The 26,106-nt window shown below is 39.1% G+C and carries 22 protein-coding genes; 6 read left to right on the plus strand and 16 right to left on the minus strand.

The window, feature by feature from the left end; all coding sequences use genetic code 11:
- Positions 1–121: 121 nt before the first annotated feature.
- Positions 122–1,408, plus strand: coding sequence for an esterase-like activity of phytase family protein (locus EZ428_RS12630; protein WP_131553535.1), 1,287 nt, complete (start codon positions 122–124; stop codon positions 1,406–1,408).
- Positions 1,409–1,502: 94 nt separating this feature from the next.
- Here the strand turns inward: EZ428_RS12630 and EZ428_RS12635 are convergent, their stop codons facing one another.
- Positions 1,503–2,315, minus strand: coding sequence for a tyrosine-protein phosphatase (locus EZ428_RS12635; RefSeq protein WP_131553536.1), 813 nt, complete (start codon positions 2,313–2,315; stop codon positions 1,503–1,505).
- 44 nt (positions 2,316–2,359) lie between these two features.
- Positions 2,360–5,263: a TonB-dependent receptor gene (locus EZ428_RS12640; RefSeq protein WP_205945693.1), complete on the minus strand. Its 2,904-nt coding sequence runs from the start codon at positions 5,261–5,263 to the stop codon at positions 2,360–2,362.
- Between the two features lie 220 nt (positions 5,264–5,483).
- Between EZ428_RS12640 and EZ428_RS12645 the strand changes: the two genes are divergently transcribed.
- Positions 5,484–6,713, plus strand: coding sequence for a helix-turn-helix domain-containing protein (locus EZ428_RS12645; RefSeq protein ID WP_131553537.1), 1,230 nt, complete (start codon positions 5,484–5,486; stop codon positions 6,711–6,713).
- 17 nt (positions 6,714–6,730) lie between these two features.
- Here the strand turns inward: EZ428_RS12645 and moaCB are convergent, their stop codons facing one another.
- The 12 genes from moaCB to EZ428_RS12705 all read right to left on the minus strand — a co-directional run bounded on the left by moaCB (position 6,731) and on the right by EZ428_RS12705 (position 18,013).
- The gene (gene moaCB / locus EZ428_RS12650) at positions 6,731–7,639 is read right to left on the minus strand and encodes a bifunctional molybdenum cofactor biosynthesis protein MoaC/MoaB (protein ID WP_131553538.1); all 909 of its coding nucleotides are present in this window, start codon (positions 7,637–7,639) and stop codon (positions 6,731–6,733) included.
- 1 nt (position 7,640) lies between these two features.
- Positions 7,641–8,084 carry a molybdenum cofactor biosynthesis protein MoaE gene (locus EZ428_RS12655; protein ID WP_131553539.1) on the minus strand — a complete coding sequence of 148 codons (444 nt, stop codon included), beginning with the start codon at positions 8,082–8,084 and terminating at the stop codon, positions 7,641–7,643.
- Between the two features lies 1 nt (position 8,085).
- A complete protein-coding gene (locus tag EZ428_RS12660; protein WP_131553540.1) occupies positions 8,086–9,189 on the minus strand; it encodes a HesA/MoeB/ThiF family protein in 1,104 nt (367 codons plus the stop codon).
- 3 nt (positions 9,190–9,192) lie between these two features.
- Positions 9,193–9,426, minus strand: a complete 234-nt coding sequence (locus tag EZ428_RS12665; RefSeq protein WP_131553541.1) for a MoaD/ThiS family protein — start codon at positions 9,424–9,426, stop codon at positions 9,193–9,195.
- 50 nt (positions 9,427–9,476) lie between these two features.
- The gene (locus EZ428_RS12670) at positions 9,477–10,217 is read right to left on the minus strand and encodes a sulfite exporter TauE/SafE family protein (RefSeq protein WP_131553542.1); all 741 of its coding nucleotides are present in this window, start codon (positions 10,215–10,217) and stop codon (positions 9,477–9,479) included.
- 3 nt (positions 10,218–10,220) lie between these two features.
- Entirely contained in the window at positions 10,221–11,399 is a 1,179-nt protein-coding gene (locus EZ428_RS12675) for a molybdopterin molybdotransferase MoeA (protein WP_131553543.1), read from the minus strand.
- A 7-nt stretch (positions 11,400–11,406) separates the two neighbouring features.
- Positions 11,407–12,387 (minus strand): GTP 3',8-cyclase MoaA, encoded by a 981-nt coding sequence (gene moaA / locus EZ428_RS12680; RefSeq protein WP_131553544.1) that lies wholly within the window; start codon positions 12,385–12,387, stop codon positions 11,407–11,409.
- Entirely contained in the window at positions 12,384–12,974 is a 591-nt protein-coding gene (locus tag EZ428_RS12685) for a nucleotidyltransferase family protein (RefSeq protein WP_131553545.1), read from the minus strand. Before EZ428_RS12685 ends, moaA begins: the two co-directional genes overlap by 4 nt.
- A 3-nt stretch (positions 12,975–12,977) precedes the next feature.
- Entirely contained in the window at positions 12,978–14,087 is a 1,110-nt protein-coding gene (locus tag EZ428_RS12690; RefSeq protein ID WP_131553546.1) for an XdhC family protein, read from the minus strand.
- Positions 14,088–14,740: 653 nt separating this feature from the next.
- On the minus strand, positions 14,741–15,979 hold the full coding sequence (locus EZ428_RS12695) for a PQQ-dependent sugar dehydrogenase (protein ID WP_131553547.1): 1,239 nt from the start codon (positions 15,977–15,979) through the stop codon (positions 14,741–14,743).
- 271 nt (positions 15,980–16,250) lie between these two features.
- Positions 16,251–17,048 carry an AraC family transcriptional regulator gene (locus EZ428_RS12700; protein ID WP_131553548.1) on the minus strand — a complete coding sequence of 266 codons (798 nt, stop codon included), beginning with the start codon at positions 17,046–17,048 and terminating at the stop codon, positions 16,251–16,253.
- An 80-nt stretch (positions 17,049–17,128) separates the two neighbouring features.
- A complete protein-coding gene (locus EZ428_RS12705) occupies positions 17,129–18,013 on the minus strand; it encodes an oxidoreductase (RefSeq protein WP_131553549.1) in 885 nt (294 codons plus the stop codon).
- Between the two features lie 203 nt (positions 18,014–18,216).
- Here EZ428_RS12705 and EZ428_RS12710 point away from each other — a divergent pair, with 203 nt between their 5' ends.
- Positions 18,217–18,852 carry a pyridoxamine 5'-phosphate oxidase family protein gene (locus EZ428_RS12710; protein ID WP_131553550.1) on the plus strand — a complete coding sequence of 212 codons (636 nt, stop codon included), beginning with the start codon at positions 18,217–18,219 and terminating at the stop codon, positions 18,850–18,852.
- A 207-nt stretch (positions 18,853–19,059) separates the two neighbouring features.
- Complete coding sequence (locus EZ428_RS12715; RefSeq protein ID WP_131553551.1) at positions 19,060–21,285, plus strand: S41 family peptidase; 2,226 nt, start codon at positions 19,060–19,062, stop codon at positions 21,283–21,285.
- Positions 21,286–21,395: 110 nt separating this feature from the next.
- Here EZ428_RS12715 and EZ428_RS12720 read toward each other — a convergent pair whose 3' ends face one another.
- Positions 21,396–21,884, minus strand: a complete 489-nt coding sequence (locus EZ428_RS12720) for a DUF4385 domain-containing protein (protein ID WP_205945695.1) — start codon at positions 21,882–21,884, stop codon at positions 21,396–21,398.
- Positions 21,885–21,982: 98 nt separating this feature from the next.
- On the opposite strand from EZ428_RS12720, the gene EZ428_RS12725 reads away from it, so the two are divergent.
- Both EZ428_RS12725 and EZ428_RS12730 read left to right on the plus strand, forming a co-directional pair.
- Positions 21,983–22,441, plus strand: coding sequence for a PA2169 family four-helix-bundle protein (locus EZ428_RS12725; RefSeq protein WP_131553552.1), 459 nt, complete (start codon positions 21,983–21,985; stop codon positions 22,439–22,441).
- 547 nt (positions 22,442–22,988) lie between these two features.
- Positions 22,989–24,317, plus strand: a complete 1,329-nt coding sequence (locus EZ428_RS12730) for a TlpA family protein disulfide reductase (RefSeq protein WP_131553553.1) — start codon at positions 22,989–22,991, stop codon at positions 24,315–24,317.
- Positions 24,318–24,378: 61 nt separating this feature from the next.
- Here EZ428_RS12730 and EZ428_RS12735 read toward each other — a convergent pair whose 3' ends face one another.
- Positions 24,379–25,371 (minus strand): S41 family peptidase, encoded by a 993-nt coding sequence (locus EZ428_RS12735; protein WP_131553554.1) that lies wholly within the window; start codon positions 25,369–25,371, stop codon positions 24,379–24,381.
- Positions 25,372–26,106: the final 735 nt, after the last annotated feature.

Here is a 26,106-nt window from a genome sequence, read left to right on the forward strand (position 1 = left end):
ATTTCTTATTTACTACATGTTAAGTTTGGAATACACCCTATGTATATGTTTTTTTTGTTGTTTTTCTGTTAATGATGCCTTTACAGGGTGTCGTTATCATTGTATAAAATAATTCCCTTATATGAAAAGAAAACTACTAACCATTGCCACCGCAGTTTTATTGCTTACTGCGTGTAAAAAGAACAAGACTGAAACTATTGCAATTGTTTATCCTGAAATGGCAGAAGCTGTAAATCCATCTGTGTTATTCACTACAACAGCTGGTGTTAAAGTATATAATGGAGGTTTTGGTTCAGCTGTTGCGGTTGATCCTAATGAACCAGATGTATTCTATATGCTAACTGATCGTGGGTCTAATGTTGCTGGACAAATGGCTAACTCCATCATCATTGGCAAACCAGATTTTGATCCACAGATAGGTAAATTCAGGTTAAAAGACGGTAAATTGATATTAGAAAATGTAATCGAACTTAAAAATGAAGCAGGTGCAAAGCTAAATGGTCTACCAAACCCCATTGGTATGGGGGCATCTGGTGAAACAGCTTATGATTTAAATGGGAATGTAATTACACCAAGTGCAGATGGAATAGATTCTGAAGGATTGGTTAGAGCAGCTGATGGCTCTTTTTGGATTAGCGATGAATACGGGCCACATATTGCGCATTTTGATGCAAATGGAAAAACGATAGAGAGAATTAACCCCTTTGGTACAGGGGGAGGTGGACGCAAAATTCCAGCTGTATTTGCCAATCGTAGGGCAAATAGGGGAATGGAAGGTTTAGCCATTACTCCAGATGGTAAAACTTTGGTCGGTATGATGCAATCGCCAATGTACAATCCATCTAAAGCGGCAACTGCAAATTCTACTGTGTTAAGAATATTAACTTTTGATATTGCTACTGGTGCAACCAAACAATATGTTTATTTAATGGATAACATTACCTTAACAGGTGTAAGTGATATTGTAGCGGTAAATGCAACTACTTTTTTAACCATTGAGCGTGATGGGCTTTTCGGTGGGGCGGCTTCTAATCCGGCTACGTTTAAAAAGGTTTTTAAAATTGATTTAAATGGGGCAACTGATATATCTGATGCTGCTAACGGGGTTACAGGGAAACTATATGGTGGAAAAACAGTAGAAGAACTAAATAATTTAGTTGGTTTGCAAGGTGCTGGTATTGTTCCTGTAACTAAAACCCTTGCCTTAGATCTTTTAAAAGATTTACCAACGGTATATCCACATGATAAAGCAGAAGGATTGGCATTATTACCAGGTAATATATTGGTTATTTCTAATGATGACGATTTTGGAGTGGTAGACAATGGAGCAAGTGGCTTTGCACAAAAGATATTGCCATTAACCAATTCAGTAGATAGAAATCGTTTATATTTTATAAAATTGAAATAATAATTAGTGAAGGTTAACTTGAAAAGGCTGGCCATCAATTGATGGCCAGCCTTTTTTTGAGTATTAAGAAGTAATTATTGATCTAGCGTATCAATTATTTTGTATAAGTTGCCCTAAGTATAGTAATCTCTTTTGGCCCAATTGCTAGTTCTTGTTGTAGAAAATTTTCTATACTACCGTATTGTTTTTTTAGCTCGTTAAAAAAATCACGTAGTAATTCAGGCCTCAGTGCCATTTCCTTTTCTACTGCTTCAACTGTAAGTCCACTCATTTTTGCTAGTGGTGTAAACATGTTTTTGTGCATTTCCTTTAGATACACATTTGAAGCAACATAATCAGCTTCAATGGTCTCTTGTGGCACTTTTAAAATATATAATAACAACGCGGTTGCCATACCTGTACGGTCTCTACCACCGGTACAATGAAATAATACTGCTTCTTTTTTATCTAAAGTAAGTAGTTTCATAAATAAAGTACGATAACGATCACCAGCATACTTAGCACCATCACTACCATACATTTTACCTAAGAAATTGCCATTTTTTAACAAGGCAACCATTTGTGCTGCATCAGGCAAATTCTCACTTCCTGCAGGACATAAAGTATAATCTGTGTTTTTTGGTAAACGATCTGGAGCAGCAGCTGATTCTGCAGTGCCTCTAAAATCTACAACGGTATGTATTCCTTTTTTATCTAATAATTCTAAATCTGCTTCTGTAAGCTTGCTAATTGCCGCACTACGATAAATTTTCCCCCATACAACTTCTTTTCCATCAGTGGTTTTGTATCCGCCAATGTCACGAAAATTTGCAGCATTTACATGGACTAGTCTTTTGCTACTATCAGCCAATTGTGCTGAAGCTATTATTGGTATAAGTAATGTAATTGCTAAAATTAGTTTTTTCATAATTTCTATTTGTAAAATATAATTGATTTGTTCTATTTGACTGTTTATTTTAAGATGTCTAGACGAATACCAGCCTGACCACGACTACCGTAAGACTCTGATGAGGTGAGGCGACGCTTATCGCCCATATACATTTTAACAGGTGAATCACTTAAGTTGTTAAGCTCAACAAACGCTTTTAATCTTTTAGTGATGGATACTGTTGCTGAAGCATCAATAGTAAAGTTAGCTGCAGACCAAGTATAAAAATCTGAACCTAATTGCTGGTTGATGGTTTCTACAGAATTACCACGGTAATTACCAGCTAAACGAACCATTACACCATTACGCTCGTAAAATAGAATTGTATTGAATAAGTGTTTAGATTGATTAGGTAAACCAGTTTTGTCCATCACATTTGCATTACCTAAACGCGGTACTTCTGTTTTAGAATCGATGTACGAATAGTTAACTTCTACGCCAAAACCACTCCAAAAACCATTGAGGAAATCAAAACGTCTATTGATGCCCATTTCAAAACCAAATAAGCTTGCTTTATTTAGATTTTTTGCCTGGGTTACCATATAATCGCTACCACCGATATTCTGCATGTTAACATCTGTAAAGATGATATCTGAAATATCTTTATAGAATAATCCACCAGATAATATACCAATATTATTAAAGTAATGTTCTCCCATTAGATCGAAGTTATTACTGAAAGTTGGCTTCAAATTAGGATTGCCTTTTGAGATAGTCATTGGTGCACTTGTAGTATTGGTAGAACCACCTGGTGTCATGTCGCCAAAATTTGGACGTACAAATGAACGGGTATAAGCTGCACGAACATTCGCTTTTTCAGAAAGCTTATATTTAAAGTGTAGCATTGGCAATAATGCATTGTAATTGTTCTCTACTGTTGATGGAGTAATGCTAACCACAGCAGGTGTGCCAGAAGTAGTAGATTTCATTCCGATTAAAGTTGTACTAGTATATTCGTTACGGATACCACCAACAATTTTTAATCTTTCAGTTGCATCAATTTCTGCCATTGCATAACCAGAACTAACATTTTCAGTGCCTGTATAAAGTGCAGTTGGGTTAGTTTTAGAAGTAGCATCCATAATACCATTGGTAGATTGGAATGAAGTGCTAAACATATCGAACAATTGCTCCTTTACTAGTGGATTTACTATGTATTGGTTATAATTGCCTTTCATGTTACCAAAAAAAGTAGTGCCCTTAGGAAAATTAGTTGTTTGTAAAGACGATAAGCTGCGCAATGCAGGAGAGTTTGGTACGCCAAGGGCTGCACCTGGTAGGTAAACAAAGTTAGAACCAAATGTACTGATACGTTCTTTATGACGGTACTTACCTCCAAACTTTAAATGCACTTTAGATGTAGCGTCTATCTTTAAATTAAGTTGTCCTATTTGGTCGTGCTCGCTATTATCTAGTTGCGAAATAACCATTTGAGAAAGCAATAATTTATCAGCACTCATTACTTCATTTACATCTTTTATACCCGATTGGAAATCATCGGCTGTGCCACCAACGCCATTCGGAGAATCGAAACTCCAATAGCGCTTACCATCACTAGAAAGATTATTAAAACCGCTAGTAATTTTCTGACGGAAAGTAGCAATTGGTAAACCTTTACCATTAGCGGTAGGAGGGGTTTCTAAGAAGTATTTAGATTTATGGTTACTGTAACTCCAATCTAATTTTAATTTTGGAGCCAATTGATTTTCTCCACCTACCTCAATACCATTTAATGTAGTTTGGTAGTGTGAATAACGATAATTATATTGAAAACGAGTATTTGTATAATCAACATATGATTCATATACAGGGCGTATATCGTCAAATTTATTAGCCATACCTCTAAAAAACAATTTATGTAATGGAGTAATCTTATATTCTAAACCTAAATTTAAGCCCTTGGTCTCACGTTCGCCCATGTAACGCTTAAACAATACGGTGTTAATAGAGTTTTTTTGTTGCAAATTTGCAGACCCGGTATTGTAACTGGTTACAAATTCATCAGAACCCCATTGCCTGCTCCAAATTGCACCGGCAACAATAACACCCAGTTTGCCTTTTAAAAAATTATCTCCGTAAACTAAGGAACCATTGTATGTTCCATTTTTACTAAAGGTATTGTAACCACCAGCGGCACTAACATTTAATGTACGTTTTGTAGGGGCAGTTCGAGTAATAAAATTGATAGCGCCACCAATAGCATCGCCTTCCATATCTGGTGTAATTGCTTTGGCAACCTGTACATATTGGATAATTTCTGAAGGAACAACATCTAAAACAGAAGAGCGATTACCCATTACATTAGAGCTCGGTAAACGGTTACTGTTAAACAGTGTTGATGTCCAAGAGAAAGGAGTACCTCTTACTGCTGCCTGATCTGCCTCTCCATGATACCTAGCAACAGCTACACCCTGCATGCGTTGTACTGCTTCTGCTGCATTACGATCTGGGAGTTTTCCAATTGCATCAGCAGCCATTACATCCATGATCGCATTGGCATTTCTTTTAATGCTATACGCCTTAGCTTGTGAAGGTGCCATTGTTCCTTTAACAACTACCTCACCTAAAGTACTCTTGGTGTCGGGCATCATTTTTACCAGCCCTATGTCGTTAACACCTTTTATTAGCTTTAAAGTCATCGATTTTATTTCATAACCCATGTATTTAAATTCGATGGTTACCATACCCGTATCAGGTGCAACAAGTGAAAAAACACCTTGCAAATCAGAAACTACAGTTGTTTTAAATGTTTTGCCATTAATATTGGCTCCAGGCAGGGTTCCTGCATCACTAACTACAATACCCTTAATGGTTTGGCTTAGGGCAGGTAATGTTGTGCCTGCCATTAATATGGCAATTACAAAAAGCGTATTAAGCATATATTTGTAAGTTGCTCGAGGTTTTAAAGTAAATTTTGTAAGCATCATTGTTTTATAATTTTCGACAAAAGTAGCGGTGAGTATAAAGCTCATCGACCATTTCAAATAACTGTTACTTAGGCTCGTATTAATTATTTTATTGGCACTATGTGGTGTTGATTATCAGTGATTTATGCTGTGTTATTAAAATGTTAACAATATTTTCTTCATAAGCAGCTAACATTAACCTAACAATGGTTTGCTATTTTTGAGCATATAATTTTGCTTTATGAAATACATTATTGCGATAGGTATATTTCAAGCGCTAGCTGCAGCAGTTTTATTGTGGCGCAGTAGAGTTCGTAACCAAGCAGACGGGTTATTGATTGCACTGTTAACTTGTATTGGCATCCATCTTTCTATAAAATTTTTTATTTATACCGTTGTAACAGATTTTGAAGTGTTAAATATGATGAACACTTTTATCGGGTTCTGTTATTTGCCACTGCTTTATCTTTATACCATTAAAACCATACGCCCTAATTTCATACCGGCATCTCAATGGTATGTATTTGTTCCGTTTGCTATAGGTACAATAGCTTTTTTTTCTGTATTGAGTGTATTGATAACAAGTCTTGAAGCAGGACACAACATTCTGTATTGGTATAATACAATTAGCCTTTGGACTTTGATTCCATTGGATGTTATTCTTGCTTGCTGGATTATCTATTATGCTAATAAGAACTTGGATAAACAGTCTAACGAGAAGAAGTTGATTACTCAAATTGCATATCTATTTCTTATTACAAGTATATTAAGCATTACATTTATCCTGCTAAAACCATTTGGCTTTACTTATAACTATATTGCTCGAAGTATAATTTACACGTTCTTGATTGTGATATGTATTAGGATTATCACTTATAGATATTCAGCTGCTATATATGTACAAAAAGAAAACCTAGAGTTAAATCCAATGGTTGCGGATATCCCCAATTATCATCCTATTAGACAGATTGATAACTTTAACCAACAATCCACTAATGCCATGTCATTAGCAGAGACGGGTAAAGAACCAGAAAGCAAAGTGATACCTATGCTCTCTTCTCTAATATTTCCAGAGAAAAGAAGGGAATTACTAAGTATGGATGAAATGATGAGTATTTTGCTGAAATTAGAAACTGCAATGACCACCCAGGGGTATTATAAAGATAGTGAACTGACATTGGATAAATTGGCGACACTAACTAAACACAATAAATATCACATCAGCGAAACCCTAAACCATTTTTTGCATAAGCCTTTTTACACATTTGTGAATGAATATCGTATACAACATGTAAAAGATAGGATAGAATGTTTATCGAAAAAAGATATCGAAATAAATATGCTCACTTTAGCTTACGATGCAGGGTTTAACTCTAAGTCGTCTTTCAATAGATATTTTAAAGAAATTGTAGGACTAACTCCTACAGCATATTTCAAAACAATTGCCCAAGAAATTGAAATGGCTTTATGATGCAAGGCTAGTTGGTACTAGTGTTTCTGACCCTTATTGACATTGAACACATGCAAAACCTGCGGAAATAAGGCTGCCATGTATTCTTCAGCAGCTTTTTTAGCGCCAGGGAAAGTAAGTACAAGCGTTTCGCCAACAAAACCAGCCACACCTCGTGATAACATGGCATAAGGCATGCGCTCTTGTCCGTAGCTTCTGGCTGTTTCCATGATGCCCTCTATTTTTCTATCAATTAAAGGCTCAATTGCCTCTGGAGTAATGTCTTTTGGAGAAAGACCAGTTCCACCTGTGAAGATGACCAAATCTCGACCAGCACCAGACAGAGCTTTTACCTTTTCTTGGATAGTATTAAAATCATCTGCAATTACCATGTAATCTAATATTTCAATACCCATAGCTTCCAATTTAGCTACGATGACTTTACCCGAGGCATCTTCTGCCAGGCCGGCTGCGATAGAATCAGAACAGACCACTACTGCTGCTTTAAGGTCAGGGAATTGTTTGTTTTTAAAGTCAGATTTCCCACCAGATTTTTTCAATAACTTTATGCTACTAATCTCAACTCCCTTATCTATCGGTTTAAGCATGTCATACATGGTAAGGGCAGTAATTGAAGCGCCATGCATGGCTTCTACTTCTACACCTGTTTTGTAAATGGTATGTACCTCAACTGTGATGATTACGTTTAATCCCTCAATTGCATAAGTGATAGCCGTATATTCGATAGGGAGTGGGTGGCAATCTGGAATAAGGTCGCTTGTTTTTTTTACACCCAACAATCCTGCTGCACGTGCAAATTCGAATAGATCTCCCTTAGGTACTTTTCTTTGCTCAATGGCTTCAATGGTTTCTATTTTAGATACGCTTACCGTTGCTGTAGCAATTGCAATTCTTAACGAGCTTGATTTTTCTGTAATGTTAACCATGTTATTTGTTTTCCTTCCACTGGTGTGTTTCGTCTTCAAACAGTTCTTTTCCCCAGATGGGTAATTCTGCCTTTAATCTTTCTACTATTTCGGTACAGGCATCTATAGCGGGTTTACGATGTGCTGATGAAGTAAATACAAATAAACAGATTTCTCCCGCCTTAATGGTGCCTAAACTATGATGCACATGCATACAGTTCAATGGATATTTCTCAAAAATAGCTTCCCTTATCTCATGCATTTTGGCTAGGGCAATTTCTTCAAAAGTGGTATATTCAATGGCAGCAACAAACTTGCCATTTAGCTCATCTTTTCTTACTTGCCCCATGAAAATACTGTGACCACCTATATCTGTCTTAGCACTATGTTTAGCTATGCTATCGGCGATAAAGGCTGGCGTGATGGGTCCGCTAACAAATATGTTTTTTATCTTTTTCTCGTTCATTTTAATTGATAAAATAATTGCGCCATTTCACAATTCCGCCTTTAAGGCTGTAGATGTTTTTGGTGTTGCCATACTTTTCGGACAAAGCTTCTGCAGCGGCAACACTCCTAATTCCGTGTTGGCAAATTAACACAATGTTTTGCGCTTCAACATCGGTTGATAAAAAATCATTAAAACTAGACATGGGCACCTGACGGTAAATAGCTTGATCTAGCGCTGGAACTTCATGTATTTCCCTAACATCAATTAACAGGGTTGATGTTTTCTGTTGTAAATCTTTCAAAGTTGTTGCGTCTATTTCTATCACCATTGGTTCAGTTAAACTAATGTGGTTGTATTTAAAGGCCATTAAATCTGCTTCGTTTTGGGGTAGTTGATAATCGTTCCCTGCAATAATAGCTAACTCATATTGCTCATTGCTGAGTATGTTATAATGTAATAGTTTATTAATTAAGGGTCTGCCTATACCTGTAATCAGTTTAATGGTTTCACTAGCAGCCATGGTGCCCATTATCCCTGGCAATACTCCAATTACGCCATTGTCGGCACAATTGGCAATTTCTCCTGGTTTGGGTGCAATAGGGAAAAGGTCTCGGTAATTGGTGGTTTCTCCCTTTTCATCTGTTGCATTAAATATAGCTAACTGACCTTCGTAATCAGCTACAGCAGCAAAAATCAATGGCTTTTTTAATAAGGCACAAGCATCATTAATCAAGTACCTGCTTTCAAAATTATCTGAACCGTCAAGCACAAAATCATAATCCTTTAAAATTTCAAGCACATTATTTGTTTCAATTCGCAGCACATGTACAACAAATTCAATCTCAGGATTCATTGCATGCAATCGTAGCGCTGCTACTTTTGCCTTTAGTCTTCCTATATCATTGGTGGTATACAAAATCTGACGATGTAGATTAGATAAAGCAACGGTATCATCATCGGCAATGCCAATTAAGCCAACCCCAGCCGCGGCTAAATATTGTAGGGCAGGGCAGCCCAAACCTCCCGCACCAATTACCAAAACTTTTGCTGCTGTTAATTTTGATTGCGCACTAGCACCAAAACCTTCCAATATAAGCTGTCTGTGATATCTTTCGGATGCCATAAATTAACCTCCAGAAAATGGTGGCATGAACGCAACAATATCGCCGCTTTTTAACTCAGCGGTTTCTTGAATGATGGTTTTGTTTACTGCCAATTTGTATTTGATGTCTGCTAATGCAGGGAATTCTTTTTCAAGGAGATCTTTCAACTGCGCAGTAGTTTCAATGCCATCTACTGTTAATCGTCTATTTGCCATGAATTCTGCAATCTTCCCAAAACTAATAATCTCGATTTCCATTTGACTAATTTACGCGTAAGATGGTAATTTTGCTCAATCCTTTTACATTTTTAAGCATGCGTAAATAATAATTTATAGGCTGCTAGGGCAAGTACGCAAGCCAATACATTTTTTAATATAGCTTGAGGGAACTTTAAAGCCCCAAAATAGGCACCACATATACCTCCAGTAAAGGCAACGGCAACATAAGCTAACATGTGGTTGTTAAATTCAAACCCCTTGATCAGCTGACCGCCCAAGCCAGCAACAGAGTTTACAAAGATAAAAGCAGCGCTAATGGCAGCTGTTTGTTTTTGATCTGTCCATTTTAACAGTAATAAAACAGGAGAGAGGATGATACCTCCACCAATGCCAATCATTCCTGATAAGAGCCCTATGATACCACCAATAAGCAAAGAAAGTGGAATATTTGCAGCCTTAAAATCCTTTGGGTCGGTGTTCTTGAAAAAGAAAAACCTAATTACTGGGATGAGTAATAAAACACCCAATATTTTTTTATAAATGGAACTTTCAATAGCCATCATGCCCCCTATAAAAGAGAGTGGGATGGATGCTAATGCAAAAGGCCAAAATAACTTCCATTTAAAATGCCCACCCCTATAAAATTGTATAAATGAAGTTGATGACACAAAAAGGTTAAGTAATAGGGCAGTGGGTTTCATGATGGCAGGGGAAACCGCAAAAATGGCCATTAAGGCCAAATAACCGCTAGCGCCACCGTGACCAACAGATGCATATAAAAATGCAACAACGAAGAGGAGGATGTAAAAGAGGATAAAAGATTCTTGCATTTGTTAGTTAGGTAATAAGAGTATCGTTAACGATTGGTTCTCCTTAAAGCTTTCTTCTTCTTCAGGTAAACAGATTAAACAGTTGGCTTGGGCAAAAGAACTTAAACGATAAGAGTCTTGTGCATTTAACGGAGTTGCTTGTCCGTCTTTATAAAAACCTTTTAGAAAATGTGTTAATCCTTTTGGTTTTTGATAAGCAACCATAAGCGCTGCTTTTAGTTCGATTACGGTATTTTCTTTCTGGGATAATTGTTTCAAGCTAGGCAATACATAATTGTAGTAACAACTCAGTACAGAAGATGGATTGCCTGGAAGTCCGAAGACTAATTGTTGTTCTTTTTTACCAAAATAAAGAGGTTTGCCAGGTTTTTGTTTCACCTTATGAAACAGTTGTGCTATGCCACATTGTTGCGAAGCCTCAATTACAAAATCATAATCGCCTACACTTACCCCGCCAGTCAGTAAAACTACATCGGCACTTGCCAATGCTTGTTTTAGTACATTGGTTAAGATATCAAGCTCATCATCTGCTTCAAATACAGTAATCTCCGTAATGCCTTCATTTTTTAATGCTGCCGTAAGCGAGTAGGAATTAGATTCGTACACTTGGCCAAAATTAAGTGCCAGTCCAGGTTTTTGTAATTCTTTGCCAGTTACAATAATGGCAACCTTAGGCATAGGGAACACGGAAACAGTGGTAACGCCAATGCCGGCTAAAAAGCCAATAGCCGCAGGTGTTAAAAGGTTGCCCTTGCTCATCGCTAAATCTCCAGCACTAATTTCAGAGCCTTTTTCCCTGGCATTTAATCCCTTTTTAAGTTTAATATCTTGAAGTATGATTTTACCATTTGCTGCACTGACTTTCTCTTGCATGATTACCGTATCTGCTCCTTCAGGTAATGGCGCACCGGTAAAAATTCTGTGCGTTTCTCCAGCTTTTAACGTCGACTTTATTGGTGCTCCAGCAGCCATTTCTCCAGTAATGGTCAATTCTTTTAAGTCTTCCTCAAATTTTAAAGCATAACCATCCATAGACGATTGCCTAAATGCAGGAATGTCACAGTTGGCATAAATATCTGCTGCCAATATATGACCAGCAGCATGAGCAAGGCTTAAGTTGATGGCTGCTAATGGCGTGATGTTGTTACGGATTATTGTTTTTGCTTCAGCTACGGTAATCATATTTGGCTTATCCTCCAATGGTAATCATGCTTCTGTTTTGCAGGGTGGTGGTGTCAATCTGCTCAAAGTGTTTGCCCAGCTGACCACCCAATTCTTTTTTCTTACTTAAAATAGAAGCGTGGATAAGTGGTAGCACATCTTCGTTATTGCGTAAAGCAGTTAACAAATCTGTTTCTCCATCGCTAAAAAGACAGTTTTTTAATTTCCCGTCGGCAGTTAAGCGCATTCTATTGCAAGTGTCGCAAAATGGAGCACTCATGGTGCTTATAATGGCAAATGATCCTTCATGGCCTGGTATCATGAAACTTTTAGCGGTATCATGTGGCTCGGCCTTAACAGGAAGTACGCTGAAATCTTTTTCAATAACCTGCAGTATCTCAGCCAAAGAGAACATTTTATTACTTGTCCATCTATTTCCACTGAAGGGCATGAATTCTATAAACCTAATTTGCAAAGGATGATGTTTGGTCCAGTCTATAAAGTCTTTGATTTCATCATCATTTAAGCCTTTCATCACCACCATGTTAATTTTTACGGTAAACTTATGTTGCAGTAAAAGTTCGATATTGCTACGTACCTGATGGAAAAGGTCGCGACGGGTAATGAGCATGAATTTCTCAGGCTGTAAGGTGTCTAAACTAATGTTAATGGATTTAATGCCTGCAGCTTTAAGGGTAGGTAACAGTTCGGCAATTCTTGTCCCGTTGGTGGTAATTACCAATTCGACAGGCAATTTCCCTAAATTAGAAATGATGGCTGCTGCATCTTTACGAACCAATGGTTCGCCACCAGTTAGCCTTATTTTTTTAACACCTTGTGCTACAAATAGCTTAGCCAAACTTAAAATCTCGTCAGGTTGCATTAATCTTGAGGCTGGTGTGAAATCATAATCCTCTTCGGGCATACAATAAAAGCAGCGGAAGTTACAGTTATCAGTAAGTGATATCCGTAAGTAATCATGTACACGTCCAAAAGAATCTGCTATCATTGTTGTTTGGTTAAATTATCGTAATCTGCCTCAGTATCTATATCAATATCTCCTTTTTCAAAAGAGATGGTTCCTACATCTTTTGGATGTTGTTGTATCAGGTGTTTCGCTCCAGTATCTCCGCTCAAATTCATTAAAGCTGTAAAGTATTTCTTGTTAAACAAAACAGGTGTGCCAATGGTGTTACCATATTTGCTAGCAATAATATGATATTCGGTATGCTGTTTCTCTTCCACCAACTGCATTAATGTTGCTGTGGTTAAAAATGCTTGGTCAGAAACCATAATCATTACATTTTCAGTAGCTGGATTAAGTTTAAGTAATTCAGCTAAACCGGCATGAATACTGGTCGACATTCCATTTTCCCAACGCTCATTCATAACGTAATTTATACCAGCTTGTTGATGTGTTGCCGAAATTTCATCAGCATAAGCCCCCAGCACCGTTACAATGGCCTTAGCTCCTGTTCCTATAGCTGCTTCCGTAGCTATTTCCAATAAGGATTTGCCTTTGTAACTCAACAATTGTTTCGGTTTTCCGAGCCTGCTCGAGCTTCCTGCTGCTAATATAATGATGCCGTTTTCCATTCCTTAATTTATTTGGTGGGTATGGATGGAATTCTTTTTGTTTTTTAAGGAGGCAGCGCCTGCACCTGCAAAAAAAGCTTTAATTTCTGCAATAATGGATATGGCAATTTCTTCTGCCGTTTCTGCGCCAATGTCTAAGCCAATAGGACCGTGAACTCGGTTCTGATTTTCTTCAGTATTCAAATTTAACTCCTCCAACATCTTGATTAGCTTTTTCTTTGGTCCGAGTGTACCAATATAAGGGGCATTGGTGTTTAAGAGCAAGTTTAACAATGCTGTATCATAGTTGTAATTGTGCGTCATTAACGCAAATGCGGTTTGTTCATCAATTTCAACTTTATCAAGCAAATCATTAGGTTTTGCTATTAAAACCCTATTTGCATTAGGGAAACGTTGCGCTGTTGCGTGTGTTGGTCTACCATCTACAACGGTTACTTCCCAACCCAATACATCGGCCATTTGAACCAATGGCTGCACATCGTTTCCAGCACCCGCAATAATTAAGGCAATTGGAGGGCTGGTATATTCATAAAAAGCTTCATAAGGTAATTCATCAACCTTTAAAGGTTCAAAACGTGAGGTTTGATTAAGCAATACTTGCTGAGCTTGTTCGGTAAGTTGCTGTGAAATTTGGTCTGAAACAATGGAGCTTATTTTCGCTCGGCGATATAACATGCTTGTTCCCAATTGCTGTTGATGATCTGTAGAGAATAGGGTAACCAACACAGCACGCTCGCGTTCTGCTGCTAGCGCTTTTAATATGTCGATTGGATTATTGACTTCCTTACTGTTTATAGGCTCGAATAAAATATATACAATCCCATTACAGCCTAGTTGTACGCCAAACTTAGCATCATCTTCATCGGTTGTATCATAAGTAACCAGTTTTTTTTGTTGTTGATGAATGGCCGAAAGCGCTTTTTTCAATGCATCGCCCTCTAAACAGCCGCCACTGATGGCACCCGTTAATAAGCCATCTTCGGTAACCAACATTCTGGCTCCTGGCCTGCGATAGGATGAACCCTCTACTTTAACTACAGTAGCTAATGCCGATCTTTTGTTTTCTTGTTCTGCTTTGATGTAGGCTTTTAATATGTCTGTAATCTCTTTCATTGCCGTTTTACAGGTGGGAATTTAGCTATTTTTTTTACGATTGACTAGAAATGGTTTGATTTTTACGTTAAGGTGTTGAGGCGAGGAGGCGTTATGCTGTCTCTTCATCATACCGTCACCTCGACAGAGCGCAGCGACGAGAGGTCTCTAACTTTAAAGCCCCAATCTTTAAAAATGCTTCTGCCTAAATGTGTATCAAAAGTTCGGTCCGCTAAAGCAAACAATCAACGAAAAACGAACATAGAAAATGTCCGAAAGTCACGAAGCCCTATCCTAGGATTTTTAATCCGATTTATCGGATCTCACATTATTCAACAAAAATATTTATCGTTATTCGAACATTCATGGCCTATCAGCCTTCACATGGCTTTAAGATTGCCAGCCGCATATAATGCGTTATGTATGTATCTTGCCTACAATAGCATTACGATTGCCAGTCAAGCTGGCAATGACGTAGTTTGTTAGAGAGCTTCGCAACCGCTCCTCGTGATTTGCAATCACGAAGCCCTATCCCTGGATTTTTAATCCGATTTATCAGATCTCACATTATTCAACAAAAATATTTATCCCCAAATTCTTCTTCTCAACTGCACATATTTATCGTTATTCAAACATTCATAAACACTTATCTCATCTATAAAATTTAAACAAAACTAGTTCTTGTCTATGCGATACAATCTTCCTTGGTCTGTGATGGCATAAAGCGCACCATCTATTCCTTGGGTAATGTCTCTAAAACGCTGGTTTACGTTTGCCAGGAGTCTTTCTTCTCCAGTTACCACATTATTCGTGATCATTAAACGTACAATGTGCATACCGCTTAATGCGCCAATGAAAAGGTTATTTTGCCATTCAGGTACTCGATTGCTACTGTAAAACGTCATGCCACTTGGCGATACCACAGGATCCCAATAATAAACTGGCTGCGTCATTCCATTCTGTGCCTGTATCCCGGTTAGTACTGGCTGTCCACTATATTCCAATCCATAAGTAATAATTGGCCAACCGAAGTTTGCTCCTGGCTGCACACGATTAATTTCATCTCCACCTCTAGGTCCGTGTTCGCTTTGCCAAATATCTCCAGTTACGGGATGCATGGCCAGCCCTTGTGGGTTTCTATGGCCAATTGAGTAAAGTTCTGGGAGGGCACCAGCTTGCCCGATAAAGGGATTGCCTGCTACTGGCTGTCCGTCTTTAGTAATTCTAACTACTTTTCCGATAGCTGCATTTGTTGACTGGGCTTGAGCACGGGTTACATTATCTGAACGTTCACCAAGGCTGGCAAAAAGATTTCCGTTTCTATCAAATATCACTCTTCCCCCATAATGGTTTACGCCAGAATAGCGAGGGCTTCCACGAAAAATAACGGTGGCGCCTTCTATTGAAAGCTCGTTGGTAGCCAATCTTCCCTTTGCTATGGCAGTAACGTTGCCGCCTGTACCTGGTTCTGAAAACGACCAGTAGACCATACGGTTAGTTGCAAAATCTGGATCAAGGCATATGCCAAGTAAGCCACCTTGTCCGTTGGCATTAACCGTAGGAATACCTGTATTAATTTCAGTAACAGCTCCAGCACTGGTAACGATACGCATTCTTCCGGCCTTTTCTGTAACTATAAAACGGCCATCAGGCATGGCTGCAATTCCCCAAGGTGCCGTAAGCGAAGAAGTAACTACGCTTGTGCTATAACTTGTTGTAGTTTTTACTGCAGCTATTCTTGTCTGACCGGTAAAGGCAGGTTTATAATTAGAATTTGGTGGCAAGGTTTCTACCGATGGGTTAGTAGGAGTAGTAGGTACAGGTTCATCAATAGGTTCTGTTTTATCTTTCTTTTTACAAGATGTGGCTAACATTAAACTACTCGCCATAAGGATCATAAGATAAGTTTTCATATCAATTTATTTAACGTCCATTAATTAACCTGAGTGTTTTTTTAGCACGGTCTTTACCTCAACTTCTAACGTATACAGGTTACATAAAGTTTTATCATTATCAAGTTTTATTTAACCTCAACGAATAATGGAAGAAGTCCGAAAGTCGGAAAGTCCGGAAGATAAGGGAGTAGAGAAGAAGAAAAGATGTTTAGTTGTGGAGATGTGGAGTTGTTGAGGGGTTAGATCAAATAACGAACAACGCCAAACGAACAACGAAAGACCGATATGTTCAGAGCCTTGATGGGGATACACCATACCTGTTCTTGAAGGCGAAGGAAAAATGGGAAAGGTTTTCAAAGCCAAGTTCAAGGTAGATTTCTGAGGCCGACCTGCCCTTTTCGCTGATCTGGTAATGGGCTTCGTGCAACCTCCTTTGCTGTAACCACCTGCTAGGAGTGCTGCCTAATATTTTCTGGAAATCACGTTTAAAGGTAGCAAGGCTACGCCCGGTTAAATAGGCGAAACGCTCTAAAGGTACATTAAAATGAAAGTTTTTCTCCATGAATCCCTTTAAGTCGGTCTTTATGGGATCGCTAAAGTCAAACAGCATATCTTTTAGTTCTGGATTACCCTGCAATAAGATGAAGATGGCTTCACGCAACTTTACATCTACGAGCTTCGAATCGATTTTTACTCCGTCTTGGTTGTAGGGAGAAAGGGAATCCATGTAACTTTTGAGCAGTGGACGAGGAGCAAGTCTAACAAAACTGCCCTTGCCCGATGGAGATGATGCGCGGATGTCATGCTCAACGCTCATGCTGCGCAGGGTATGTTGGTCAAGGTACACCGAAACAGAGCGGAACTCGCCTCCGGGTGGGGGCTCCTTAAGGAATTTGACCAATTGGTTTCGCTTGATCAGCCTAAAATCTCCAGGGTTAAAGACATGCTGCTTTTCTCCGTCACTGAGTGTGAGGGTACCTGAAATCTGGTAACTGAACACATGCTCGCTCACGAACTGTTCGCCCTCTCTATTTTTGACGTAATAGCAGGAATAAGCGATGCTTGGATGGTCTATTTTGGGAGCCATAGTTTTAAAGGGTTGAGGGGTAGAGCAATTTCGCTTTAGGGAATGAATGTCCTTGCCCAGCCCATCAACTTAATTGAATGTTACTTTTTTAAATTTAGGTATTTTTTGCCGTGTTCTGTCTGCAAAAAGTTTTCGGCGTCATCTGCATCTGTAGAGGTGCTGATGTTTTCCCATTGCTCAAGCTCTCGGAGCTTTGCCGCCTCAGAATACTTAACAATGGCCACGGCCTCGCTGCCAAGCAATAGGTGAAGTGGAGGTTGTGGGTGGTTCACCATGTCAATCATTACCTTGGCTGCCTTATCAGGATCTCCCATTGGTTTAATGCTCCCGCTCTTAAAGGCATTCACCCTGGCATCTACCGTAGTTTCATACCCTTCAATGTGTGGGGCATAAGTCATTGAATCTCCTGCCCAGTCGGTACGAAAACCGCCCGGTTCAATGCAGGTTACCTTGATGCCCAATGGCGCCACCTCAATCGCCAAACCTTCGCTGAAACCGCTGAGGCCAAATTTTGCCGCTTGGTAAATACTTACGCCGCCACTGCCAACCCTGCCACCGATGGAGCTTACCTGCAGGATGTGCCCTGATCTTTGCTTGCGCATATAGGGAAGTACTGCTCGGGTTAATGCAATCGGGGCATAAAGATTGGTCTGCAACTGACTGCTCACTTGTTCGGCTGTGTAACCTTCAATGGCTCCAGTGATGCCGAAGCCTGCATTGTTAACCAATACATCAATCCTTCCAAAATGTGCAATCGTGTCTGTTACGGCAGCTTCAATAGCTTCGGCTATGTTAACATCCAGTTGGAGTGGATAGAGTTGATTGGGGTATTTTTCATGGAGATCTTTCAATGCGCTAATATCCCTTGCGGTTGCGGCAACTAAATCGCCTATTGCTAATACCGCTGCTGTTAGGCTGCGTCCCAGTCCCCTGGAGCTTCCTGTAATGAACCAAACTTTTTTCATGTTGTTGATTTTTATTTGATACAAAGATAAAGGGGCAGCACAGTATCAGTTTTGTTTAAAGGCTCAATTTACTTTGTTGAAAAGTTCATTTTCTAGTGTCTCGTAAAAATTGAATGAAAAGCAATTCATCGCCATGATAAAAATCTATGCTAATGATCGGTTCCTGAAAATTAATCGTAATTTGTATAAAAAACGCTGATCACATGAACTATCCGGAAATTGCTTTTACAAAGGAGGTGAAAACTTTACAAGAAAAATTTGGCAGCAGGGCAGCTTACGCCCGAATGGCAGATTCACGAACAACCGATGGCCTGTCAGAAGAGGAAATCGACTTCATTACGCAACAGGATTATTTCTACCTTTCAACCATTAGCGAAAGTGGTTATCCCTATATACAGTTCAGGGGAGGCCCAAAAGGTTTTTTAAAAGTGATTGATCACACGACTCTGGGTTTCATCGATTTTGAGGGCAACAAGCAGTACATCTCTGCCGGGAACATTAAAACCAACAATAAGGCCGCTTTATTTTTTCTTGACCAGGCTTCCCGAACCCGGCTTAAGATGTTCGCTGAAGTGGAAGTGGTATCCCTGGCTGAACGGCCCGATCTTCTTGAAAAACTTAGCCTAGCAGATTATCAATACAAACCCAAGTTCATCATGCTCTTTAAGGTGCAAGGTTACGATTGGAATTGCCCCCAGCACATCACACCTAGATATACACAGGAAGAAATCCAAGAAGCATTTAAGGGACATCTAGAAGAATCAGAACGGTTAAAAGAGGCAAACGAAAGATTGAGAAGAGAAATAGCCGATTTGGGAGGTGGGAGTAGAGAGTCTTGAGTTGTCGGTAAAGTGGTAGAGTTGTGGAGTTGGGAAGATGGGGAATAGGGAATAGGTAAGATGGACGATGAAAAACCATCAACGATAAACGAAAAACGATTTCAGCGATAAACAATGTTAAAAGTTGTTAAGCCAACGGGACTTATGTACAGAGACTGGATATTATGGCTACTTTAGTTTTACGATAGCCCTAAATCAATTCTTTTAATGAAAAGACCTTTCTTAACCCTCGTTTGTATATTTACAAGTTTAATAGTTAATGCTCAAGGCATTCCGCAAAAACAAAAGGTTGCCAACCTTGAAACTTTTACCAGGCTTTGCGGATATGTGAGGTATTTCCATCCTTCTGATGAAGCAGCCAATCTCAATTGGGATAAGTTTATTTATTATGGCAGTAAAGAGGTAGAAAATGCAGCTAACCAAAAAGAGCTTGTAGAAAAGCTTAAAGGCTTATTCAACCCGATCGCACCAGCTGTACAGCTAATTGAGGAGAACAACGCAAAGCCCTTTGATTTAAAGTCAATTAGCCCTCCCAATAAGGTGGGCATGAAAGAGATTACTTGGCAACATTATGGTTTAGGTAGTGAAGGAGGTTTTTACAAAAGTGCGAGAACCAATCGAGGTTTTAAGACTAAAGATCCAACAAGAGCCGAAATCGGTGGTGCTTCAAGTAGCATTAAGGCGGAAGCCTATAGAGGTAAAAAGTTTAGGTTAAAAGCTTGGATGAGAACGGATGTAAAAGATGGCCAAGGCCAGTTTTGGGTGAGGGTAGATCGTGAAGGAAAGAGTTATGGCTTCTTTAATAACATGGATGATAGGCCCATAAAATCAAAGGAATGGAAAGCCTACGAAATAGCTGGAACAATTGACATTGATGCCAGTTACTTATATTTTGGTGCTTTTCTGGTTAGCGAAGGGAAAATTTGGATCGATAACTTTACACTGGAAATAGAGGAGAATGGTATTTGGAACAAAATACCTTTACAGAACAGCTCTTTTGAACAAGCAGACACCCAGGGTTGGTACACCAAGTCTAAAGGCTATAACTATGCTACGGTAAAGGATGACCATGTTGATGGACAACAAGCATTGCTGATCTCCGACAATTCCAGTTATGAAATCATTAAAAGTATTTTTGATGAAAAGCTTGCATTTGGTGCCTATTTTACAAAACCCATAGGCAACGGACTTAAATGTATGGTGCCGCAGGTGTTGTTAGGCGATGAGCGCCAAACCTATCCGTCAGCCAATGCCAATCTGTTAAAGGAATTGCAGCAGCGCATGGCTAAGGCAAGCCCTGATTTATTTGATGCAAGCGATGTGTATACCAGACTAACCTCCATAAACATTGCCTGGAATGTGTTTCAACACTTCTTCCCTTATAAAGAAGAGATTAAATTGGAGTGGGAAAAAGAACTCCCGCTAGCGCTAGATGCAGCGTACAAATCGAATACCCGCCAAGAATTTGGTCAAGTTTTACGGGTAATGACAGCAAAATTAAAGGATGGGCATGTTAGCGTTACTTTCGGGCAGCAAAATTATTATTCCATCCAAGCAGATGTTGCATGCGTAGAAAATAAGCTACTCATCAGCCACGCTGATGATACAGTTCCCTTAAAAGTGGGCGATATCATCCTATCAATTAACGGCATACCAGCCCTTGATTATTTTAATAACATTAAAAGCGAAATTTCAGGGTCAGATCAGTGGAAAAACAGCAATGCAACAAGGCAATTTCTTCAGGGTTATAAAGATACCGCATTCACATTGAAGGTAAGCCGCGACGGAAAGGAGCAAGAATTTAGTTTCACAAGAGCCAACCTTAGAAAATCACCAGAACAAGCTAAGACCAGAAAATTAGCCGATGGCGTATACTACGTTAATATTGGAAACACCGAGATGAAAGATATAACTGCCATGCTACCTGAGTTTACTACTGCTAAAGCCATTATTTGCGACTTACGTGGTTATCCGCGAGGCAACCACGATCTCATATCCTACTTGTTAACCAAAAAAGACAAAGACGAGTGGATGTTTGTTCCCAAAATCATTTCTCCTGACTATCAAAACGTTACCTATACAGGGCTGGGTTGGGAAATGACGCCTAAAAAACCTCATATCTCCGCTAAAATAATTTTCATTACTGGAGGTGGTGCGGTAAGCTATGCAGAAAGTTACATGGGCTTTATTAAACACTATAAATTAGCCACCATTGTAGGGCAGCCCACAGCCGGAGCAAATGGGGATGTTAACGCTTTTGTCCTGCCAGGAAACTATTCCATAAGATTTACAGGGCTGAAGGTAAAACTGCATGATGGGGGGCAAATGTTTAGCCTAGGCATACAACCAGATGTGTTTGTAAACCAAACCATCTCTGGCATTACTGCTGGTAAAGATGAGTACCTCGAAAAGGCATTAGCGCTAATTAAATAGTTATTGAACTCCTAAATACCTATGCTTTATGTACGATTGAAGAGGTAAGATGGAAGGCCGAAAGTCCGAAAGTCCGAAAGACGAAAAACGCTCAACGATAAACGAACATCCTAACCATATTTATTTTTCCAATCTGCTTTAAGTTTACTATAAATAGGGTGAGCTGCTGCAATTTTATAGGCCTTGTAAAAGATTGCCGCCGCGGCTGCTTTTTCGGCAGAACCTGTTCCTCTTTCTAGCTGTTTATAATCATTGTCTTTGTCGTATTTTTTCCCGCCCTTATAATTGGCATATCTTCTTGCCCGGGTATAGCCCATCTGTAGGTATTTCCTTGCCATATCGGCACCTACAAAGTCATTTGCTTTTAAGTACTCGATAAAAAGCTGGTAGATTTTTGTGCTACTTTCTGAGGCAATTTCAGGGTTTTTAAAACGCCAGTATTGGCCAATTGCCGATTTGTAGGGTTCACAAATCAATACACCTTGCTCTCCCTTGCCAACCTTGTACCGTTCAGGATGCTTTTTATAATCAATGCCCTTTTTCCAAGGATAATCATCTATTTCAAAATCTAGGTAGGAGGGTTTGGCTATTGTTAACATGGTTCAGTAACAGCTAAGCTTGTGTTATGTTTCTTTTGGTTGTATGATTTATTGAAACATTAGTGCTGTTTGTGGGTTTGTATAAAAAATAATTTATCATGGAAAACAATCAAGAAATTATAGCAGACCTAAAAGGCTTAGTATCCATCATTAACGATGGTAAAGAAGGTTATCAATCAGCAGCTGAATCTACCGACAATGTAGAATTGAAAGCTGTATTTTTAAAGTATGTTGCCGAAAGGGCCTTATACGAAAATGAACTGAAGTCTCATCTTGCCAGGCATGGTGGGCACTCAGAGAATGAAGAGGGTGGTATATTAGGCGCTATACACCGTACTTGGATAGATATTAAGGAAGCCTTAACAGATAAAAGCGAAACTGCAGTTTTAGGTGCGGTGGTAACAGGCGAAAAGGCTGCGCTAGAAAAATACGATATGGCCATTAAAGATAATGAGCTGCATAGCGACCATTTGGACTTGCTAACCACACAACGTAATGGCATTGCCGAAGCCTTAAAAGAAATAGAAGTATTAGAACAGAAATATAAGGATAAATAACCCTTTTATTTGCACCAGTATTTAAAAGCGAGTTAGCCCATTTGGCGCTCGCTCTTTTTGTTTAGGGACGAATTAAGCTGGTGTTGAAATTCCGAAAGTCGGGAAGATAAAGGAGTAAGGAACAAAGCGCAAGACCCAACGAAAACTAAAGACGAAAAGTCGGTAGGCGATTATGCACTGTCTCTCCATCATACCGTCACCTCGACAGAGCGCACCTGTCCCGTCCCGATAGCTATCGGGATCTTCGGGAGCGACGAGAGGTCTCTAACCCAAAAGCACTGGCCTCTTAAATCCTTCTGCCCTAAAGGAACTGTTTACCCAGCGAACAACGCCCAACGAGCAACGAAAAACTGAAAAATAAACCTCAAGATCGTGGCAAGGTGAAAATTATTTGCCAATCGAAATTTCCTTCCATTTATCTTTCGACTAAAACGCATTTTTTTTCGACTAAAGTCCTTTTTTGATGTCGGTCGAATTTAAGGAGCCCTTAGTCTAAAATAGAAAAGGCAGCAGTTTAAAAAGGCTAAATTCGATTAAAATTAATATCATGAACAATCTTAAACAAGCTTTAAACACGCTGCTATACTTCGTCACGTCGCTTTCTTCTTTTGCGGCTACAACTCATTTAAACCCTAATCATCAACTTAGTGGAAAGTCCAACCAAATGTATGTTAACAGATGGGCCTCGATAAAATCGCCTTATACAGCTAACGATTTAAAGACATTGTTTTTGCCTTTGGGCGCAACAGCCATGGTAAACTCACAGTATGTTAAAAGCGACCCCATTTTAATTTTCCAGCAGCTGAGTGATCAACTTGCCAGCCTAAAAAGGGTAAAATACCATTATGCCAGAATGTTTAGCTACCCATCAGAAGATTACATGGCTAAGGATGAAGGAGAAATGTATATAGAATTTAACAAAGAAGATGATCTAGCTGGCATGAGGTTCCAATACGATGATAGCCGAAGTACGGTTATATTTAATAACGCCGAGCTGTTTAATGGTAACAAAAAGACCCAAACCCTAACCCTATATCCTATCAAATCTGCAACACATCTTGAAGGCAAATCACCACTATACAATTCGATAGTAACCTTAAGAAATATACTGCCAATGGTTATTAAGGATCAAAGTATTCAGAAATCAGTTTCAGACACTTTGATTAATCAAAAAAGGTATCATCAATTGCGATTTGTACTGCACAATAAGTTAATCAATTACATGGGAACCGATTATTCGAAGGTTACCAAAGAACTTACCTTTAACTATACTGTTATTGTAGATCAATCCACGCTCTTGCCGGTTACAATTTTGCAAACCAAGGTTAATTCACAGGATTTAAATCGAACTGACTTTACAGCTATAGAAACCAGTCCAGTGCAAGTGTTAGAAAAGTCATGGTTCTATTCCAATTACCTAGATCAATACACACTCCAGGCACCAAAAGTTCCACTTGTACCCATTAAAGTTGGCACAACCGCCCCGAACTGGGAACTCACCAACTACCTGTCTGCTACCAAAGAAACACTTTCACAACACCGGGGTAAGCTCGTTTTACTTGAATTCTGGATTAAGAATTGTGGATTTTGTATAGAAGCGGTAGATAAACTTAATTCACTTCATCAAACTTATGCAAAAAAGAATTTTAAGTTGCTAGGTATTAATACCGAAGACAACCTTAACAATATTGCATCCTTTGTAAATAAACACCCTGTTAATTATTCAATTCTTTATGGAGATAACCCACAGCTCAATAAAGATTATGGTATAGCAATTTTTCCGCAAGTGGTACTGCTTGCCAAAAATGGTACAGTGCTTTACTCAGGTGGTTTGGATATAGAAAAGCTAAAGGTGTTGATTGACAAAAATTTGTAGTTGTGTTTTTCGTCTGTCGTGTGTCGATAAACGAACAACCCACAACGAAAAACGACCCACATTACTTCTTCAGCCATTCCATTGCCGCTTTAACCTTCACATCACGGTTCAGGTCTGCAAAATCATCGCCGTTTATCATTTCAAGATCGGGAGAGAGGTAATTAGGATAGACTTTTCCGTTGCGATCTGCAATAAAAGATGCTGCTATGCCCAAATAATAACCATTGCCTAAATTAAATTCTATATTAAGCGTGGGCAGTCCATAAGTTTTTTCGCCTATAAAAATTGTATTCGCTCGCCCCTTAAATGTTGTTGCTATGATTTCTCCTGAACTGGCCGTTATTTGACTGATTAGCACAGCAATTTTAATTTGATCATTGCCCTTGCACTGGGACTTAACAGCAGACACCAACGAATTATTTTGATAGAACTTTCCAGCCTTCACTTTCCAAGCGCCTGAGAGCCCATCATGAGTACTATTGTATCCGATGCGCTCACCGCCATATAACTGACCAAATGCCGCTATCGGAAAGATGCTACCGCCCTCATTCAAGCGTAAATCTACAATGATGCCCTTGATGTTTTTTAGGTTAAGCGCACAAAGCTGGTCTTGATAACTTTGTAAGCTCCGAGTATCGCTTTTAACTGGCGACCGCAAAGCGATATATGCATAGCCGGCTTCCAACAATTTGGTGCTAAAGCCATTTGAAGCATAATCAGGAGCAATCTTTAGTGCTGGCCTGGGTACAAATGAACTGGCAGGTTTTGAATAAACTACCCGTTTGCCATGATAAAGCAGGGTGGCATGCTTGTCTCCTAGGGTTTCGAAAATCAAGGCTACTTTTTTTTCGAGATCAGCCCTTGTCTGTATGGCACTGCCGAAAACTTGCTGATGTAAAATGTCCCAATCTACATTTTTACGGTACAGTGAATGTTTTTTAGCCTTATCGTAAACGTTTTGCACTACAGCTTGTAACACCTGCACATTTTCTTGCGCCAATAACCTATTCGCTACAAGAGAAAAAAATAGGAGCAATGTAAATTTCAACTTCATAATTGCACAGGCTTGAGTTGGTAAATTACAAATTCTTATTTGAAAAGTCCGAAAGACCGGAAGAAGAGAAAAGATGTTGAGTTGTGGAGTTGTGGAGTTGGGAAGTCGGAAAGTCCGTAAGACGAAAAACGAGCAACAAATACCGGAAGAAGTCCGAAGTTCGCTAGGTGTTACGTTAACCCTTCATCATGCCATCTCCTCGACAGAGCGCACCTGTCCCGTCCCGATAGCTATAGGGATTTCGGGAAACTAACGGCGCCAATGAACCAATGAACTAATTCACAACCAATCTCCCTATAATTACCCGTCAAATGCTAGTGTTTGCCTATAGGAGTTCGGCATAGGTCCCTTAAATCGATATTTTACTATACTACTACTATAGTACAACTGAATAGGAATGGGATAGAGACTGAATAGGGACTATAGGAAGACTAGGTGAAGACTGTTTGTTTGCCAAGGGAAATGAAGGTGAAGTTTATGTAAACACTAAGGTCTAACCCGCTTCAACAAGTTAGCTCAGATGTAGTTGTTAGTTTACTGTCCCTACGGAATTTAGAACTTATTTATTGTGTAACCTATACAAATTAAGGAAAGTTTACCAAATCATTTTAAATGAAGTTTATGCAAGATTTTTCGCTCCAGTAGAAGTAAAGATAGCTACAAGCTATAGTTAAGATTAATGCCACACCCCGCCATTGTGAAGATTAAAAAGATAAATGAGATAATTTATTTTTA

Source organism: Pedobacter frigiditerrae, assembly GCF_004331645.1.
Lineage (GTDB): Bacteria > Bacteroidota > Bacteroidia > Sphingobacteriales > Sphingobacteriaceae > Pedobacter > Pedobacter frigiditerrae.

What these genes read in the sequence shown, in the direction of transcription:
- EZ428_RS12665 (WP_131553541.1), bottom strand. Translation starts at nt 9,426, where the DNA reads ATGGAAATCGAGATTATTAGTTTTGGGAAGATTGCAGAATTCATGGCA.
- EZ428_RS12635 (WP_131553536.1), bottom strand. Translation starts at nt 2,315, where the DNA reads ATGAAAAAACTAATTTTAGCAATTACATTACTTATACCAATAATAGCT.
- EZ428_RS12730 (WP_131553553.1), top strand. Translation starts at nt 22,989, where the DNA reads ATGAACAATCTTAAACAAGCTTTAAACACGCTGCTATACTTCGTCACG.
- EZ428_RS12675 (WP_131553543.1), bottom strand. Translation starts at nt 11,399, where the DNA reads ATGATTACCGTAGCTGAAGCAAAAACAATAATCCGTAACAACATCACG.
- EZ428_RS12660 (WP_131553540.1), bottom strand. Translation starts at nt 9,189, where the DNA reads ATGGCATCCGAAAGATATCACAGACAGCTTATATTGGAAGGTTTTGGT.
- EZ428_RS12720 (WP_205945695.1), bottom strand. Translation starts at nt 21,884, where the DNA reads ATGTTAACAATAGCCAAACCCTCCTACCTAGATTTTGAAATAGATGAT.
- EZ428_RS12670 (WP_131553542.1), bottom strand. Translation starts at nt 10,217, where the DNA reads ATGCAAGAATCTTTTATCCTCTTTTACATCCTCCTCTTCGTTGTTGCA.
- EZ428_RS12630 (WP_131553535.1), top strand. Translation starts at nt 122, where the DNA reads ATGAAAAGAAAACTACTAACCATTGCCACCGCAGTTTTATTGCTTACT.
- EZ428_RS12735 (WP_131553554.1), bottom strand. Translation starts at nt 25,371, where the DNA reads ATGAAGTTGAAATTTACATTGCTCCTATTTTTTTCTCTTGTAGCGAAT.
- EZ428_RS12710 (WP_131553550.1), top strand. Translation starts at nt 18,217, where the DNA reads ATGAACTATCCGGAAATTGCTTTTACAAAGGAGGTGAAAACTTTACAA.
- EZ428_RS12725 (WP_131553552.1), top strand. Translation starts at nt 21,983, where the DNA reads ATGGAAAACAATCAAGAAATTATAGCAGACCTAAAAGGCTTAGTATCC.
- moaA (WP_131553544.1), bottom strand. Translation starts at nt 12,387, where the DNA reads ATGATAGCAGATTCTTTTGGACGTGTACATGATTACTTACGGATATCA.
- EZ428_RS12690 (WP_131553546.1), bottom strand. Translation starts at nt 14,087, where the DNA reads ATGAAAGAGATTACAGACATATTAAAAGCCTACATCAAAGCAGAACAA.
- EZ428_RS12640 (WP_205945693.1), bottom strand. Translation starts at nt 5,263, where the DNA reads ATGATGCTTACAAAATTTACTTTAAAACCTCGAGCAACTTACAAATAT.
- EZ428_RS12655 (WP_131553539.1), bottom strand. Translation starts at nt 8,084, where the DNA reads ATGAACGAGAAAAAGATAAAAAACATATTTGTTAGCGGACCCATCACG.
- moaCB (WP_131553538.1), bottom strand. Translation starts at nt 7,639, where the DNA reads ATGGTTAACATTACAGAAAAATCAAGCTCGTTAAGAATTGCAATTGCT.
- EZ428_RS12685 (WP_131553545.1), bottom strand. Translation starts at nt 12,974, where the DNA reads ATGGAAAACGGCATCATTATATTAGCAGCAGGAAGCTCGAGCAGGCTC.
- EZ428_RS12700 (WP_131553548.1), bottom strand. Translation starts at nt 17,048, where the DNA reads ATGGCTCCCAAAATAGACCATCCAAGCATCGCTTATTCCTGCTATTAC.
- EZ428_RS12645 (WP_131553537.1), top strand. Translation starts at nt 5,484, where the DNA reads ATGAAATACATTATTGCGATAGGTATATTTCAAGCGCTAGCTGCAGCA.
- EZ428_RS12715 (WP_131553551.1), top strand. Translation starts at nt 19,060, where the DNA reads ATGAAAAGACCTTTCTTAACCCTCGTTTGTATATTTACAAGTTTAATA.
- EZ428_RS12705 (WP_131553549.1), bottom strand. Translation starts at nt 18,013, where the DNA reads ATGAAAAAAGTTTGGTTCATTACAGGAAGCTCCAGGGGACTGGGACGC.
- EZ428_RS12695 (WP_131553547.1), bottom strand. Translation starts at nt 15,979, where the DNA reads ATGAAAACTTATCTTATGATCCTTATGGCGAGTAGTTTAATGTTAGCC.